Annotated in this window: 2 protein-coding genes; both read left to right on the top strand. The window is 61.0% G+C overall.

Translation table 11 applies throughout. From position 1 onward, the window contains the following. Positions 1–312: 312 nt before the first annotated feature. Positions 313–8298 carry a SpvB/TcaC N-terminal domain-containing protein gene (locus tag B2M20_RS16995; RefSeq protein ID WP_201789034.1) on the top strand — a complete coding sequence of 2662 codons (7986 nt, stop codon included), beginning with the start codon at positions 313–315 and terminating at the stop codon, positions 8296–8298. A 223-nt stretch (positions 8299–8521) separates the two neighbouring features. Then, positions 8522–18736 (top strand): Tc toxin subunit A-related protein, encoded by a 10215-nt coding sequence (locus B2M20_RS16990; RefSeq protein WP_079448212.1) that lies wholly within the window; start codon positions 8522–8524, stop codon positions 18734–18736. Positions 18737–18771 lie beyond the last annotated feature (35 nt).

The raw sequence follows: 18771 nt of genomic DNA, 5'->3' as shown, positions 1-18771 counted from the left end.
ATACGGCATCGGCCGATCTATCGCTCCGCGAGGGAGATCAAGCCTCTCTCTGAACCGATAGAACTCTCGCAAAAGGCTAAATACTAAATAGCGAGCTTGGTTGGTACCACTTGATAAATCAATAGAGTCTGTTCCCGCGTTTCGCGCTCTCGATTGTCCCCTTGAGATTGAACCTCTGTGTGTCAGCAAAGGACGGAAAACTATCGATAGGGCGAAGGACACATGCCGCAAACGGAGCAATCACCCGAGACGCCGTCGTCATTTGCGGCACCGCAGGTGAACGTTCCGAAAGGCGGCGGAGCTATTCGAGGATTGGGTGAGAAATTTCAAACCAATCCGGTGAATGGCACAGCAACCCTCTCCGTTCCAATTCCGCTGAGCAAGAGTCGCAGCGAATTTCAACCTGCACTCGCTTTGTCCTACAGTTCCGGGTCGGGCAATGGCCCTTTCGGACTGGGTTGGACGCTCGGCCTTCCTTCTATCTCCAGGCGGACGGACAAGGGCGTTCCGCGTTACGTGCCTTTCGCGCGCCGTGCCGAAAATGTCGCGGCAGCCGATGCTGCGGCAGATATCTTCCTGTTGTCCGGATCGGAAGATCTCGTGCCGATCACCGCAGCAGACGCGCCGTGGACAGCGTATCGGGAGGTGAGCGGCTACTTTGTGCGAGCCTTTCGACCTCGCATCGAAGGAACCTTTTCGCGGATAGAGAGCTGGACCCGCATCGCCGACGGCGACACCCACTGGCGCACCATTTCCCGAGACAACGTTCTCACCGTATACGGCGAAACGCTTGCGTCGCGCATTGCAGATCCTGAGGATGCACAGTGCATCTTCGAGTGGCTTATCTGCCGCAGCTACGACGATCGCGGAAACGCTATTGAGTATGAATATGCAGCCGAAGGCGATGATGGCATCGATATCACCCGCGCCAGCGAGCGCCTCCGATCCCGGAGCGCGAACCGGTACCTGAAACGTGTCAGGTATGGAAACCGCAGGCCGGTGCTGCTCGATGTTTCACTCGATTCGGCGCGCCGTAATCATCTTCCACGGCCGCAGATCGATCCGCAAACCGGATGGCTGTTCGAAGCCGTACTCGACTATGGCGACGAGCCATTTGCGCATGAACCCGAGGCGGAGGGATTCGAACGTGTGCGCTGGACGGACGATCTGCCGCTTCCAAGGCAGGCGCGTCGCGATCCGTTTTCGAGAACGCGCGCCGGTTTCGAGATCCGCACGCATCGATTATGCCAGCGAATTCTCGTCGCGCATCGCATGCCGGAGCGGCTTGGGACCGAGCGAACGCTCGTGCGTGACATTCAGCTCGATTACGACGCCAGATCGCTCGGCACACGTCTGGCGCGCGTCACGCAATCCGGATATCGGCCGCTCGAAGAAGGATTGTATCGGCGTCGGTCGCTACCCCCGTTGCTGCTGAGCTACAACCCCAGTCCGCTCGACGAGCCGACGCCTCAAAAGTGGAAAGTCGAGCAGCTTCCACGCGAAAGTCTCGAGAATCTTCCCGCGGGTGTCGCCGGCCATGGCTATCAGTGGATCGACCTTGATGGCGAAGGAATCGCGGGCGTGCTCGCGGAGGAGGAGGGCGCTTGGTACTATAAGCCGAATCGGGGGCACGGCCAGTTCGGCTCCGTTCAGGTGATCCGCTCAAGGCCCATCGGCGAGGGCGGCCGATCGCAGCTTATCGACCTCGACTCGGACGGCCGACTTGAGCTTGCAACGCTCGTGCAGGGCACCGGCGGATATTTCGATCGGACCGACGAGGAAGGCTGGACACCATTTCGGCCGTTCCGCGCTTTTCCACTCGTCGACTTCAGCAGTCCGAACGTTCGTCTGACCGATTTGTCGGGTGACGGGCTCGCGGACATTCTGATCATGGATGATCAGGCCATCACCTGGCATCCCTCCCTGGGCGACCTTGGTTTCGGCGAAGCGGTGCGCGTGCGCGTGCCATGGAACGAGGAGCGTGGTCCGCGTGTGCTGTTCGGGCAGGCGGATCAGGCGGTGTTCCTTGCCGACATGTCGGGCGACGGACTGTCCGATCTCGTTCGTGTTCGCAACGGTGAGGTCTGTTACTGGCCCAATCTTGGCCACGGCCGGTTCGGGGTGAAGGTTACGATGGAGGGTGCGCCTTGCTTCGACGAGGACGGCATCTTCGATGCGCGCCGAATCCGCTTCGCTGACGTCGATGGCTCCGGACCGACCGACGTCATCTATGCCGGACGCAAGGGCGTAAAGATCTTTCTCAATGAAAGCGGCAATGGACTGAGCCAGCCGCGCACGATCTCCGAAATGGTGCTGACCGATGGTGTGTCGCTCGATGTCATCGACCTGCTCGGCCGTGGGACAGCGTGCCTTGTGTGGTCGATCGCGCTTCCGAGCATCGCATGGCGTCCGGTGGAGTTCATCGATCTTGCGCGCGGCACCAAGCCACATCTGCTGGCGCGCTACGACAATCAGCTCGGTGCGGAGACACGGCTGACGTACAAATCCTCCACCGAGTTCTATCTTGCCGATCGAGAAGCAGGGCGGCCGTGGGTGACGCGTTTGCCGTTCCCGGTACACGTCGTTGAACGGGTGGAGGCGACCGACCACATCAGTCGAAATCGATTCGTGACGCGTTTCGCCTACCATCATGGCCACTATGATGGCGAGGAGCGCGAGTTTCGCGGCTTCGGCATGGTCGAGCAGTGGGATACCGAACGGTTTGCGGCGTTCGACGGCGACGGCTTACCGACAGACAATATCGCTGCCGAATCGCACGTGCCGCCTGTGCATACCAAGAGCTGGTTCCACACTGGCATTTACCTCGGCGCGGACCGTATCTCTCGTCTGTTCGAGCGTGAGTATTTTCGCGAGCCCGGTTTGACGCTCGCGGCTGCCCGCACCCAGCTTCTCGACGACACCATCGTTCCGCCCGGTTTGACACCGGAAGAAGAGCGCGAGGCCTGCCGATCTCTGAAAGGTACGCTGCTGCGCCAGGAGGTTTATGCGGACGACGCTGAGGGTCCGCGTGCGACACCTGCATGGACCCGACGAGCACGTACGCCTTACACGATTACAGAACAGAACTTCAGCATCCGGATGCTGCAGCATCGAGGCCTCAATCGCTACGCGGTATTCTTCACGCACGAACGTGAATCGATCACCCATCATTACGAACGCCATTCAGAAGATCCGCGCGTTCAGCATACACTGACGCTGGACGTGGATGACTATGGTAATGTGCTCAAGCAGGTTGCGATTGCTTATGGACGCCGCGTCTCTCCGCTGTCGACGCAATGGGACCGCACACGGCAAACATCCCCACTGCTGACCTATGTCGAGACACGCTTCACCAACGCCGTCACGCTGCCTGATGCCCAACGCAATCCACTTCCCTACGAGACGATTACCTTCGAGCTGACCGGCTATACACAGACGGCGAAGAGCGGTCGGTTCCAGGCCTCGGATTTTGTCGAGCCCGATCCGATGTGCGCAGATCGTCTGCGCCACAAGCGATCAGGCCCCGATATCGCTTACGAAGCGATAGCCACGGGGAGTCAGCGGCGGCGGCCACTTGAATGGGCGCGAACGCTCTATCGTCGCAACGATCTGGACGGCTTGCTGCCGTCGGGCGAAATTCAATCGCTTTGTCTGCCCGGCGAGAGTTACAAGCTCGCGTTCACGCCGGGTCTTCTTGATGAAACGTTCCAGCGCCGCCGCCCAGGACAGAGCTTCGAAGCTCTGCTGCCAGATCCTGCGGTTGTGCTGGGCGGACAGGATGCTTCGACCGGAGGCTACGTTGACCTCGACGGGAACGGTCACTGGTGGGTGCCCTCGGGACGCTCGTTCTTTCACGTGGAGGACGTTTCTGCGGCGGAGGAACTCGCAGAAGCTGGCGCTCACTTTTTCATGTCGCGCCGCTACCGCGGTCCCTTCGGCCAGGACTCGATCGTCGATTTCGATGCCTACGATCTGCTGATTACGGGGACGCGAGATGCGCTCGGAAATCGCATCTCGGTCGATAGTTACGACTATATCGTAATGCAGCCGACCACCGTCAGCGATGCTAACCGCAACCGGACGGAAGTCATCTTCGACACGCTCGGCATGGTCGTGGGCACCGCGGTCATGGGCAAACCGCTGCCGTCGTCGGCCGAAGGCGATTCGTTAGCTGAGTTCATTGCCGATCTCGATCAAGCGCAGCTCGACGGCCTGTTCGGGAGTGTCGATCCTCACGCTATCGCGAGGACGCTCCTTAAAGGCGCCACCACGCGTATCGTCTACGACGTAGATCGCTTTCGACGTACGCAAGCGGCCTACCCGGACGACCCGACACAGTGGCAGCCGAGTTGTAGCGCGACGGTCGCTCGCGAGACGCATGTCAACGCGCCGTTGCCACAGCAGGGTCTGAAGATTCAACTCACTTTCGCTTACTCCGATGGCTTCGGCCGCGAGATTCAGCGGAAGGTTCAGGCGGAACCGGGACCGCTCGACGCCAACGATCCGCGCGCGCCCTTCGTCAATCGACGCTGGGTCACCACGGGCTGGACGATTTTCAACAACAAAGGCAAGCCGGTTCGCCAGTTTGAGCCATTCTTCAGCGCCACGCACAGCCACGAGTTCGGTGTTCGCGTCGGTGTAAGTCCCGTGCTCTTCTATGATCCGGTCGGGCGGGTGATCGCTACACTGCATCCGAACCATACCTATGAGAAGGTTGTGTTCGATGCCTGGCGCCAGACGACGTACGATACGAACGATACTTGCGCGCCGCGTCAATCGCAGACGGGCGATCCACGGACTGATGAGGATATCGGCGGATTTGTAGCTGCGTACTTCAAGGCGCAATCCCCTTCAGCTCCGCTGTGGAGGACGTGGCATGAACAACGCATCGACGGCGAGCTAGGGAAGGAAGAGCGCGTTGCCGCCCAGCGTGCCGCAGCTCACGCCGACACCCCGAGCACGGCGCATCTCGACGTGCTCGGCCGTCCCTTCCTGACGGTAGTAAGGAACCATGTCGTCTGTGCTGGCCACGATCTCGACGGCCGCGAAGATGCTTTTGCAACGCGTGTCGAGCTGGACATCGAAGGCAATCAGCGCGTCGTCCGCGATGCAGTTCAGCAAGGCGACGATTCGCTCGGCCGGATCATGATGCGCTACGTCTACGACGTTTCCGGCAATCGCATTTACCAGTCCAGCATGGAGGCTGGCGCGCGCTGGAAACTCCAGGACGTACTCGGTAACTCCATTCGAGCGTGGGACAGCCGCGGGCATGTCTACGCGACCGCGTATGACGCCCTGCGACGCCTGGTCGAGACGACGGTGCGCGGCACAAGCGCAGAATCGGATCCTCGTACCTTGGATCGCGATATTCTGATCGAACGCAGCGAATACGGCGAAGGTATTGCAAATGCTGAAGCGCTCAATTTGCGCACGCGTATTTTCCGTCACTTCGATTCGGCTGGATTCGTTATCAGCGCGAGAGTCGACGCGAACGAGATGCCTGTTGAAGCTTTCGATTTCAAAGGAAACCTGATTCACAGCACGCGCCGCCTCGTTGCAGATTACAAGACGATTCCCGACTGGAATCTGAATCCGAAGCTGGATTGTGAGGTCTTTGAAAGCAGCACGCGCTACGACGCGCTCAATCGACCGATCCAGTCCATCGCACCGCGCAGTAATTTCGTGCGCGGAGGACGATCCAAGCCGTTCAACGTCGTCCAACCGGTTTTTAATGAAGCGAATTTGTTGGAGCGCGTCGATGTCTGGCTCGAGCGGATAGACCAACCAGTTGCGCTGCTGGATCCGGAAGACGAGCCACCTTCATCGGTGGGCGTCGCCGATATTGACTACGATGCCAAGGGTCAACGTTTGTCCATTGCCTACAAGAACGGTGCGTGCACGTTCTACCGATACGATCCGCTCACGTTCCGGCTCGTCGAACTGCACACCCGAAGCGAAGCGGCTGACCGGTTACAGAACCTTCATTACACCTACGATCCATCGGGCAACATCACGCACATTCGCGACGACGCGCAACAAACGATCTTTTTCAGAAATAAATGCGTCGAGCCGAGCAACGATTACACGTACGACGCGCTTTATCGATTAATCGAAGGAACCGGTCGAGAGCATCTGGGACAAGGCGGCACATCCGTCGCGTACGCTCCCGACGATTCGGCTCGTGTGGGTCACGGCTCGGCCGACTCCGCCGGACGCTTGGCCCCAGACGACGGCAACGCGATGGGCAGGTACATCGAGCGCTACGTGTACGACGCCGTCGGAAATTTCCTGAAGATGCAGCATCGGGGTAGCAATCAGGCGAAGCCGGGTTGGACACGAGCGTACGAGTACGAGGAAGCGAGTCTGATCGAAGACGGAATGGGCGGCACGCAGCTCAAGACGACCAACCGGTTGACCCGCAGCACGCTGAAGCCGGGAAGCGATTCTCCACAGGGCGAGTCCTATTTGTACGATGCCCACGGCAGCTTTGTCCGTATGCCTCATCTCGGCGGGGGCGCGCCCGGTCCAAACATGCACTGGGACTACAACGACCAACTGCGTCAGGTCGATCTGGGCGGCGGCGGACAGGCGTTTTATGTCTACGATGGATCAGGCGCGCGCATCCGCAAGGTGTGGGAAAAGGCGCCCGGCCTCACCGAAGAACGCATCGATTTCGGCGGCTTCGAAATCTTTAGGAGGCACGAAGGCGCCGGCGCGAGCGGCATCAGCCCACAGACCGCTGCGCTGGAGCGCGAGACATTTCACGTGAAGGACGACAAGCAGCGCATCGCCTTGGTGGAGACCCGTACTGTCGACACCGCGCAGGACGATCCGATGCCGCGTCAATTGATTCGATATCAGTTCGGCAATCATCTCGGTTCCGCCTGCCTCGAACTCGACGACCGGGCGCGGATCATTTCGTATGAAGAATATGCGCCGTATGGCAGCTCAACCTATCAAGCGGTTCGCAGCCGGACCGATACGCCGAAGCGATATCGGTACAGCGGCAAAGAGCGGGATACCGAAAGCTCGCTGTATTACAGCGAAGCGCGGTACTACGCCGATTGGCTGGGGCGATGGACGGCGTCCGACCCGAAAGGGCTGGTCGATGGATCGAACACCTACGCCTATGTTCGTAACAACCCACTAAGCTTTACCGACTCGACCGGCACGCAATGTGACCCGACCACTCAGTCTTGCGTCGATCCGACGCTGGCGACCGTCGACGATCAATCGATGACCTGCCACGCGCCCGACTCGTCGAGCTTGACGGCCGCAAGCGGCGCAAGTTCTCTGTTCGGGAACTTCATGAGCATCGCCGGTTCGACGCCTCCGGTAGCGGCCGCCGCACCTGTGCAAGCGGCGAATTCGGTCGATGACCTGCTGACGTTCCTGCATGCGCAGGCGGGGTTCGAGACGGGTGCGGTCAGGCCGCCGACCTTCAATTCTCGTACCGCCAGTCCGTTCGGAACAGCCGCCCATGCTCAGGCGACGAATGTCCTCGATGACATGAAGCAGCTCGGCTATCTGGGTGCGGAGAATATTTACTCCGAAGTGCGCGTCGTGAACGGCGTCGTCACGCAAATCGGCGGCGTCCCGGGCGGTCCAAAGGGAGCGCACAATCTGGACGTCGTCGTGACTCAGCCGGGGTCGACGCTTGCGGTGGGCGATGACATCTCCGGCGGTTCTGCCAGATTGCTTGGCGATCTGAAATACGGCGGCGGCGTCATCGATACGAAGTACGCCGTCCACGGATCGCCGCTGGCCACGATCAATGGACGCACGACCTCAGGTCCGATGCCGGCGTTTCCGGAGATGGCGGCTCCGGGAATGACGGGCGGCGCCCGATGGCTCGCCGCAGGTGGAGGCGCATTCAATGCCGCCGGCGGCGTCTTCATGTTGGCAAGCATCGACACCGAGCACGATCCTGGCATCGTTACCGCAGGCAAGGTGACCAGCGGAGGCGCAAGCCTGGCTGGCGGTGGAATGATGGCCGGCGGCGCCTGGCTGGGCAGGGCAGGTCTTGTCGCGGTGGGCGGGACGGTCGCTGCTGTCGGATCGATCATTGCAGCTCCGATTATGGTCTATGAAATGAGGCCCAGGGGTTGGATCGCGATTGATCCGGTTTTGAAGGAGCGGGCCATGCAGCGATACCGCAATGGTGAGAACGTCAACCCGTTCTGCGCGCAATGTCATGGTCCTGGAGGCGCGCTGGATCCGAACAATGACTGGAATGCCGGTGGCGCTCGCCGCGCCGCTTTTGAGAGGAGATTGCAATGGAAATATCTAGGCGACTAGTCGACATCGATTACTTCACACGCAGATCAACCCGCCTGCCAGCTCGCTTGCCGTTCTGTTTTATTCGTCCGTCTGCGCAGACGCGAGCGCGGACAGCTATGGAGCTCGCCAGCAGGATGAAACGGTAGGCCCTTGTCGTCCCGGCGGTCGGATCGCGTTCATGCGGTGATCCGCATGAACTGATCGCAGAAAGAAAAGAGAAGTAGGCAAAGGAATTCTCGTCATGCCACACGTCATTCTCGTCCGCCTCGTGCCGATGAAGCCTACCAGCGGCGCCGACTTCAGCAACTATCTGGCCAATCTTTCCATTCGTGCGTTCGACCTGTCTTTTGACAATACGGCCGATGGCACGCTCATCGGACAGGCGCAGGGCGCGTGGGTTCCGAACACCGGCATCAACGCGTCCGGTCCAGCGTTCACGCCGGCGACGCAAAGAATCGCGCAGCACTTCTCCGTGTACCCGGTGCAGGTGCTTCCGCTGCCCGCGCCGCCTGAACCGGATGTGCGCCTGGAAGCGGTCGCAACCGCTGTCATCGAGCTCAATTCGCCGGCGGCGGAGTTCAACACGAGCGATCTGCGTCTTGAGATAAAGCAAGGTACGGAGATCGTTGCCTACGAACGGCTCGACTTCAATGTGAAGACCGAGCCGGATGCGCCGATCTCGAACAATCCGGCAACCTATATCGGCGTCGATCCGCCCGCGTTGGTGGTTTCGCTGCCCGATCCTTCGGTTGCGCTTGATCCCAATGCCGCATTCGTTGACTTGCCAACGGACGGAACGCCGCCGAAATTTGCTTCGCTTCGTACGGCAGTGGACAAGGTGTTGGCGCAGGATCCCGACGCCGGCGCCGCGCTTGCCAACCGGAGCCCGCTCACCGCCGCGCAGGCACGGCAGGTTGCACGCGAGATCATCTGGAATCGCCAGATCACACCGCCGCCCGACCGCCCGAACGACCGGCGGCTCGAGGAAATGTACACACGTCCGCAGACCGATACGTCCTGGAGCAACGACGATCGCGACCGGGCGGACATGGATCGCAAACAGTATGAGGCGAGCCTGTTGGGCTACTACGCGCTTCAGAATGCGAATTCGGATCGACTGGCGCAATATGTCTTCGCAATATCGGCTGCGGTCTGGGCCGAGCAGCAGAGTGCGGCACCGGTACGTGCGAGTCTGCATTTCCCGGTCGAAACCGGCACGCCGCCGACGCCGGGCTCTACATTCAGGCAGGCTGACGTCGTCATTGAGGATAGCGGTGGCCTGACGCTCAACTTCCAGGTGCCTGCGGAATATTTCTACGCGCTCTCAGCGACCCTCGCGGCGAACGTCACCGCCGATCAGCGTTACCGCATGGCAACCGACGATGACGAGCCGCGCATCGTTACAGGGATCAAGGCGGCGATTGATGCGAACATCATCCCCGTCGCTGCGATCCCGCCTGAGAATGCGGCTCGACGCCTTGTTGCGATTGGGCGCGGACGCGTGCAGCGACCCCCGCTATGCCCGCTCAATCCGAATGTAAATGCGCTTGTGACCGCGTGGCTTGCGGACACCAACCCGTCGATCGATCCGTTCTGGCAGCAGAGTCCTTTCCCAGCCGCGCTCGTGCCGGGCCACCTCGATCTCGTGCTGGCCGTGGTCACTCAGCAGACCGTCGTTACAGCGGACTCGACGGCGCTGATCGCGGCAATCAAGGCCATCCCGGTCGCAAGCACGGGACAGTTGAAGGCGCTCACGGTTCAGCAGTGGATGGCCTTCTTCCTGCCCGGCAATGTGGGACTGTTGCCCGACTTCACGAATCCGGGCACGCCCGAGGAGCGCGTGCAGGCGTTCGTTCGGCAGGTCCGCAAATACTTCGAGGTGCTGTCCATCGCACCGCCACCGGTGCTGGGCGCGGGGATGCATGCGCTAACCATACCCATCGCCGACAATGAACCGTTTGGAGCCTTTCTCGCGGCGGCCCCTGGTTTTGTATTTCCCGTCGCGAATTGGAACGCGTCGCTTATCGTGAATGCCTTGCAGACGGCGTTCCCCGGTGATGCGAACGCGCAGGCCTGGCTGCTCAATGCGCTTCAGACGATCGACGAGTTGCTGCGCGCGACGAGCGGCGTAGGTCCGGCATCGTTGCAGTTCTCGCTGCTCGAAGCGCTCTATGCGCGCGGGTTCACCTCTCGCGAGAAGATTCAGGCGTTGTCATCGACGGAGTTCGAGTACGCGTTGACGGGTACGGTGGCTTATCCGCACGCTGCCGCCATTCAGGCGGCAGCCGGCGGCTCGGTCGCGGGCGCCCCGTCTGTAGCGCCCGGCCCGTTCACACCGATCAATCCCGACGCCTCGCTCGTCAACTGCATCCCACCCTGGCACTTGTCGCCGCTAGGTCCGGTGACATACTTGCAGCATTTGCTTGCCGCCGGTTTCGGTTCCACATGCGATCATCCGGTTGCGACCGGCGATCCACTCGGCGCGTTGATCGCGGTGCGGCGCGGGCCGCTCGGAGATCTGCACGCTACGGCCGCCAATCTCTGCACGACGCTGCCTCTGATCGACATCGTCAACGAGAATCTTGAAGCGCTGGTCGATGGCAGTGCGACGGGCGTTGTGTATGACACGAATGGAGTCGCGCTCGGAGGCCACACGCTCAAAGCGCCCGACGACAAAGAGAGCGATGGCCACCTGCCGAACGCGCTCTTCGCTGCCCTGCCGGAACATTCGACGCCCGCGACGCCGGTAAAGCGACCGGGCGCCTACGCGACGCTTGAGATCGATTTCTCATCGCCTTTGCTGCCGTACTCGCAGCCCCTCGATATCTCGCGTTCGTATCTCTGCGCGATGGGTACGTCGCGGTTCGCGACGATGCGTGCCTTCCGCGAGTATATTACTGAATTCGCTATCGATGCGGGTGAGGAAGCGGCCGATTTTCAAAAGCATCTGTGGCGCTATCCGGTGCGCATCGAACTGGCGATCGAGTACCTCGGCCTCTCACCGGCCGAGCACCAGACGCTCTATCTGAACCCGATCGGCGCGACAGATCTGCATAAGATGTACGGGTTCCCGACCGACATGATCAATGGCGTCGACTGGAAGTCGATCGTCGTGCGCGTACCGGAATTCCTGAAACGGACAGGGCTTCAGTATTGCGAGTTCCTCGAACTGTGGAAGTCGAAGTTCGTGGAGTTCGAACGCCGGATTCCCGATCAGTTCAATGCGGCCGGCGGGCCGACGGGTCTGCCGCAGGACCCGGACTTCCCGATATGCGAACCGTGCTGTGCCGACGATCTCATTATTCGGTTCACTCATCCGGAGTCGATCGAAGACGCGCTTCGCCGGTTGATGGTGTTCATTCGACTCTGGCGATCGCTCAAGTGTCTGCGTGGTGCGGGCTACAGTTTTGCCGATCTTTGCGACATCTGTCTCGTGTTCAACTTATTCCAGGGCGCCAACGCGAATCCGGAATTCATCCGGCAGCTCGCATCGTTTCAGATCCTGCGTGACGATTGGCAACTCGATCTCGGTACCGATCATGCCGCGCCGAATGCGAGCGGCGCGACGCGCACCCGGCTACTCGGCCTATGGAGCGCGGGACCGGCGTCGTCGTTCGATTGGGCGGTCGCGCACCTTCTCGGTCGCGTCGAGGATCGTGCCGAGCGTGAGCATGCGCCAGGCCGACGCCCGGGCAGCCATCGTCGCCATCGTCCGCCGGAGTTCATGAAGATCCTGCGCCAAAACCTGGACTCGCTGGCCTTGCTGAGCGGCTTCGATGCGGCCGCAGCGCGATGGAATGCGCAACCGACCAGTACCCTGCGCTTCACGGAGATTTTGGCGAAGATCTATGGTTCGTCGTTCACGACGGGGGAGTTGCTGTATCTCTTCTCGGTCGATCAGCATCTCGGCGGCGACGATCCATTCTTCCAGCAGGACGGGAACGAAGCTCTCGACCAGCCCTTCGATTTTCCGGAAGAGGGGCACCCCTTCGATCTGTGGAAATTGCGCGAGAGGCTCCTGCATGTCCGGACGAAGGACGAGGACATTGCAGCGCTGACCTGGACGGCGCTCTCCACGGCGATGCGCACGGAATTCGGCTACGCTCCCCCGGTCGGAACGGATCCGTTGCAAAAGCTGGGAGAGCACTTCTTTCCCGACGCGCTGGCGCGCTCGGGCATTGCCGCCGGGCCGCAAGCGCGCCAATACCGTACCGTGCTTCCGGGCACGGTGGCGAGTATGTGGAATTTTCCGCATCCCGGACCCTTCCAATACGACGCGCTCGCACAAGAGCTCGTCATGGAACTTCCTCTTCGCAACGAGGATGTGCTCTTCAAACTTAACGCGATCGAGCAGCTGACGGCCAACGAGCGCGCAGCGGTTCAGCAACTATACTTCTTGCCTCGTGCAGAACTGGCACGATTCTCTTTTCTGTTTCCGAGCCTTGTAGAGGCGGAGAAGGCGCTCATAGAGGAATCGGACGAACGGAAACGGTGGGACTATTTCCGGCGTGCATTCATGACGTTCTCACACCGCGCGCGCACCGTTGCGGAACACCTGGCTTGTCACGTCGGCCATGCTTCGGACAAGGGTGAGGTCGAGATCGATCTCGCCCTGCTGGTCCTCCGCCGCCTGCTGGGCGATGAAAATTTTGCGACCGGCCCGTGGGAGCGTGACGATGGCGAACTTCCGGCAGGCTTCACCTGGGCGCAGCCGACCGGTGGCGCATTCGCCGCTCTAATCGGCCTCGCGGGCACCGGCCTGCTCGGTGAAGTAAGGAACTCGAGCGGCGAGGCGTGGCCCCAGCTGACCGGGGCGATGGACGCATTCACGCGGGCCAACAACCATTGGAATGCGCCGATCCCCACCATCGTTCCGAAACTCGATTTCGCGTTGCCGGCGACCGACCATGAGTTCGCACTGATCCGGAACGGAATCGCGCTTCGTGAAGCGGACGGGCTGCCGCTTGCCGGCGCCGAAGGATTCACCGCGCACTGGTCTGGCGTGCTCATTGTCGAGAAGCCGGGCACGTACACGTTCTTTGCCGGGGCGCCGACGCCGGACTGCGAGCGACCCGATTTCGAAAAGTGCAATCACAACAAGTGGCGAGTCAATCTGCGGCGCGGGCAGAAGACGTTCCGTTTGCTCAACTATCGCTGGGCGGATGAGCAAGCACCCGACCGCATATCCGGCCCGCTGCATTTGAAACGTGGCGCCTATTTCATCGACATCGACTTTGAGCAGATTCAGCCGGAATTCGACGAAAAAAACGAGTTGGTGCGTGCCCGCACCGGCTTCACCGTGAAGTACGAGGGCCCCGATACGCAAGACTGCATCGTCGCGCTTCCTGCGGAGCGTCTGTACCGCGATGTCGTGACCGCCCCGTTGACGAGTGCAATGGCGGTCGTCCCCTCGGCGGTAGAGTATCTCGCGCAACAATACACGAGCAGCCTGCGCGACATTCGTCGCACCTATGAACGCGCGTTCAAGGCGCTGCTCTTCTGTCATCGACTGCGGTTGTCCGCAGGTCTGGTTGCCCGCGCGAACGTTTCCGAGATCGAATACATGCTGTCCTCGCCAGCGCTGTTTGCCGGTTTCACCTATGTGGCGGGTGCACCGTTCACGTCCCACCGTGCATTGCTGGACTTCAATTACCTTCCGGTTGGTGACGTCTACGCCGGCGACCCGGAACGCGATCCTCCGGCGCCGTTCGACCAGCGTGCCACGCCGTCCGTGCGGCGCAGACAGGCATTGTTCGACTGGTTCGAACGACTCTGCGACTACGCTCATATGCGAAAAACCATTCGGCGGTGCAGTGAGCGGCTGGCGTGGCTTTGCTTCGTCGAGGCGTCGAACCAACAGCCGGTCGATCCGGTTCCGTTGCTCATAGATCTCGGCGTCGACGTGAATAACGCGCCGCTGATCCTGGATTTCCATGACGGCGTCACCGTCGATTGGACGAAGCTCTGCGACGATCGTTGGGCGATACGCTGCTGGCGCGCCTCGCTTTGGGTGCAGACGTTGTTGCAGGCGTTCGTGCCTCGCGATCTGTCGTTCGCGCAGCCCGATGTCTGGGCCGCGAGCACGGCGGCCGCGATGGCGGGAGGTAATGCCAATCTGACGAAGTTCTATCGCGACGGAATGATCGAGCGCGCCCCAAGGCGTTATGCCGATCTCGAGCGCCTCAACAATCTGCTGCGCGGGCGGGCGCGGGCGGCCTTGCTGGCCTGGCTCACGGGAATGAATCGCGTGCCCTTGCCGTTCGCACCCGGCAGCTTTGCGACGTCGGCCCGCGACATCGGTGCGCTGCTGTTGCTCGACGTCGAAGCGGGAGTCTGCGAGAAGGCGAGCCGTATCGAGGAGGCGATCACTGCCGTGCAGTCGTTCGTTGAACGCGCGCGACTTTCTCAGGAGCCGACGTTCACGATCGCGCCCAAGTTCGCAGCGGCTTGGGACAAGATATTCGCGACCTTCCGGATCTGGCAGGCGTGCCGTCGGCGCATGTTATATAGGGAGAATTGCGTCGAGTGGAGCGAGCACGAGCATGCGATCCAGACGGAAGCATTCCGCTTCCTCGAATCCGAGCTGAGGCGGGGAACGCTCACAGCGATCGAGCCGGGCGGCATGGAATACTGGCCGGAGCCGTATTGGCCCGACAATCCGGCGCTCATTTCGTTGCAGCATCGAGAACCGTCTTATCTCAAACAGGTGGCGCAATCCGAGAATCTCGGGTTGATGGGTCGGCCTGAGCGACATGCACGGCCGAGCTGGCTTGCGCCGTCGCAGATGCAGTCTAAGGGTGGCGGCGATACTCCGGGTGGAAATCCGGACGGACCTGTCATCGGAATCGCCGCTGTCGCGCCAGGTGCCGCGAACGGAAACGGCGGAAATGGGAATGGCGTCGACCCGAACGGGTCGGCTTCGCCGCAGTTGCCGCTCTGGCTGCAGGCGGCGGTCCGATTGGGCACTCGCTTCCTGCGTATCGCTGCTGCCGGTGAGCCGTCGGCCACGTCTTTGTTCATGCCGGCCGCGAACGCGGCGTCGCCGTGCTGCTGCGACTGCGGTCGTGTGCATCTGCCTGTGATGGACGAGTACTATTTCTGGCTGGTCAACTCGGAATACTATGATCCGACCATTCTCAACGTCGCCGACAAGACCCTGTATCAGGATGCCGACTGGGGAGTCGCGCCCGGTGACATGACGTCTGATTGGCATCGCCCCGCGCAGTTGCCAAAACTGCTCGCTTGGCCGACGAAGCCGATGGTTAAACTCGCGTGGGTTCGCGTGCACAACGGTGAGTTCCAGACACCGCGTTACTCCGATGACGGCGTTCATGTGATCCTCGCAGCAGGTGAACCGCAGCTCCAGTTCGACGGTCGCGAGGGAGACTCGTTACGATTCCGCGTCACCCATGCCGATGCGCTTCCGCTTGGCTTCACGGATCCGTCGCCTTGGGGTTTCCGATACGATATCGCGCCGGATACCGCCGTGGTATTGCCCGAAGTGATCGCAACGCCGGCCCCCGCCGGACCGTTTCCGCCCTCACTGTCAGCGTATCCGTTCTTCGTCTATTTTCTGCCGGGCGCGCCGCTCGAACCCTCGATCTTCGCGACAGCGATGACTGTTGCGGCAACACTACGGACCCACTGCCGCTACGAGGCGGCGCTGAAGTGGTATGAGCTCTACTTCACTCCCGGCGACAAGGATCTGAGCTGGTCGACGTGTCGCAGGCCGCCGCGCGACGGAGGAAGCGTGCCGACAGGGGACGTAAACAGAGGCCCCAACCCCGCAGTGCCCGGTGCAGGGGCGGATCAGCCGAATCTCGACGCGAGCCTGAACGCCAATCCCGGCCGGAATGTTGCGCCCACCGTGCTGTCAGTGGTGAGCGGCGCGAGGCGCACAGATCAGGATCCGTGTTGCGATACGCTGGTAAGGACGGATGTCGCGGCCCGGCAGCGCAGCGTCGTGCTGTCGTATCTCGAAACGTTACTTCAGCACGCGCAATCAGCGATGTGCAAGAACTCACCCGAAGGTTATGCGGTGGCAAAGCTGCGCCTCGATACGCTTTCGCAGTTTCTTGGCCCGCGGCCGCGCACGATCTACGGCCAGGATGACGGTCAGAGTCCGCAGACGGTGGCGGCGTTCGTGCCGCGACTCCCGCCGCTCAATCCTCGCCTCATGGAGATCTACGATAACGTCGCCGATCAGCTCGATGCTCTTCACCAATGCCTCACGAAAGCCAGATTGAAAAGCGGCGTCCTGCACCTGGATACTTCGTATTGGGGTGACGATCCTGTACGACGCGGATGGAAGACCGAGGCCACGAACTGTTTGGACGACGGTTGCTGCTGTCCGCCAAGTCCCTATCGCTTCCAGTTTCTCCTCCAGCGCGCACTGGAAACGGCAAACGAGGTGCGTACGTTTGGTGCTGAACTGATTGCGGCATTCGAAAAAGGAGATGCCGAATTCCTCGCGGCCATGCGATCGAGACATGAGCGGCAGTTGCAGAATCTGACCGAAGAAATCCGTCGCATGGAGTTTCGCGAAGCGGACTGGCAGGTTCAGGCGCTGCAGAAGTCGAAACAGTCTGCGCAGGCGAAACGCCAATACTATGCCGACCTTATTGCGAATGGGCTCATCCCGAAAGAACAGAGCTATCAGAACCTGATGGGCGTTTCGATGACCACGCGTGCGGCCGGCAACATCGTCGAGGCGGTCGGTCAGGTCATGAATCTCATTCCTGACAACACGACGGGTGTTGCGGGTGTCGCGTCCACGCCGGTGTCGGTGTTCAAGATGCCTATCGGCACCAAGCTCGCACATGCGTTCGCCGCTGCGGCCCGTATCCTTTATACGTCCGCTGACATCACCAACACGCAAAGCGGTCTGGCGCTGACCGAGTCGGGATGGGATCGTCGCGAGGCCGACTGGGTGTTCCAGGTCACCGTGCTCGACATCGAAATCCAGCAGATCGAGCGGCAAATTCTGGGCGCCGAGCGCAAGCGCGATGCCGCCTTGCGCCAGTTGAACAACCTGGCACAGCAGAAGCAACAAGCCGCGGAGGTTCAAGACTTCCTGCGCGACAAGTTCACGAATCACTCGCTCTATCTCTTTCTGCAGCAGGAGGTCGCGGCGCTGCACCGACAGATGTTCTATGTCGCATGGTGCTGGGCGCGGCAGGCGCAGCGGGCATTCCAGCTGGAGCGCGAGCTGACGACGCAAAGCTACCTGCCACTGAACGTTTGGGATGGGTTGCATGAAGGCCTGCTGGCCGGCGAACGTCTGTCGACGGCGCTGCGCGCCATGGAGAAGGCGTACTTCGATCAGAATCGACGGGAGCAAGAGCTTGTCACGCGTTTGTCGTTGCGCCTCGATTTCCCGCTTGCGTTCCTTCAGCTCAAGACGACCGGTGCCTGCGAGATTGAAATTCCGGAATGGCGTCTCGACCGCGAGTATCCCGGGCATTATCTGCGTCGGATCAAGGCAGTGAGTCTGACGATCCCCTGCGTCGCCGGTCCGTACACAGGGGTTCATTGCAAGCTGACGCTGCTGAGCAGCGCGACGCGCGTCGAACCTACGTTACTCGACGTCGAAGAGTGCTGCCCCGGCCAGTGTACATGTGGTTGTTGTGAGCAGCAGCGCTATGAATCCATCACGGACGACCCTCGCATTGTGAAGCGGTACGGCGCCACTGAGGCGATCGCAACCTCCACGGGTCAGAACGACACCGGATTGTTCGAACTCAATTTCCGAGACGAGCGCTATCTGCCGTTTGAGTATGCGGGTGCGGTGAGTCGGTGGCGGATCGAGCTTCCGATCGAGACGAACGCTTTCGACATCGACACGCTTAGCGACCTGATCTTCCAGTTGAGCTACACTGCTCGCGAAGGCGGTTCGTCGCTGAGAGAAGCGAGTTGGGCGGCGGCATCCTGCATGCTGCCGGGCGCCGGACTACGCTTCTTCGACTGGCGACAGGACTTTTCGGACGCGTGGCAACGGTTCAAGGGCCTTGGGCCGGTTGTCGAGGAGTCAGGTTGCGCACGCGCGCTCGCATTGCGCATGAGCTGCAGCATGTTCCCGTACCTGCCGGGCGAGCGGCCTGTTCGCATGCGACGAGTCGAGCTTTGGTTCGAGACGCGCCTGTGTCAGGACGTACGAAATTATGAGATCGAGTTTCTGCCGGAGCATCAGGATGGCGCGGAGGAGAAGTGCTGCGACCGTTACTTTTTCACCTGCGTGGCCAGCGAAGACTGGCCTTGCTTGTTCCACGGCGTGATCGAGTATCCGTTCCCGTTCCTGCGAGACGACCATCCGATCACGATCGGCCATTTCTTGTTTGCCGAAAGCATCAGCGTCGTTTACCGCGCTTACTTGGTGTGTTCGTTCGAGGCCGGTCCACCTGAGCGATGCTTGCCGAGGCAGCCCGCTTGCGACAACGACTGTGCGGCACTGTGTTGAGAAGAGCTTGGAGCTCTTCCGCTTCTGACGGAAAT

The organism is Nitrobacter vulgaris (assembly GCF_002028545.1).
GTDB classification, from domain to species: Bacteria; Pseudomonadota; Alphaproteobacteria; order Rhizobiales; family Xanthobacteraceae; genus Nitrobacter; species Nitrobacter vulgaris.
This window is presented reverse-complemented; position numbering and strand designations above follow the sequence as displayed.

Excerpts from the sequence above, each read along its gene's own strand:
- B2M20_RS16990 (WP_079448212.1), top strand. The coding sequence starts at position 8,522 with ATGCCACACGTCATTCTCGTCCGCCTCGTGCCGATGAAGCCTACCAGC.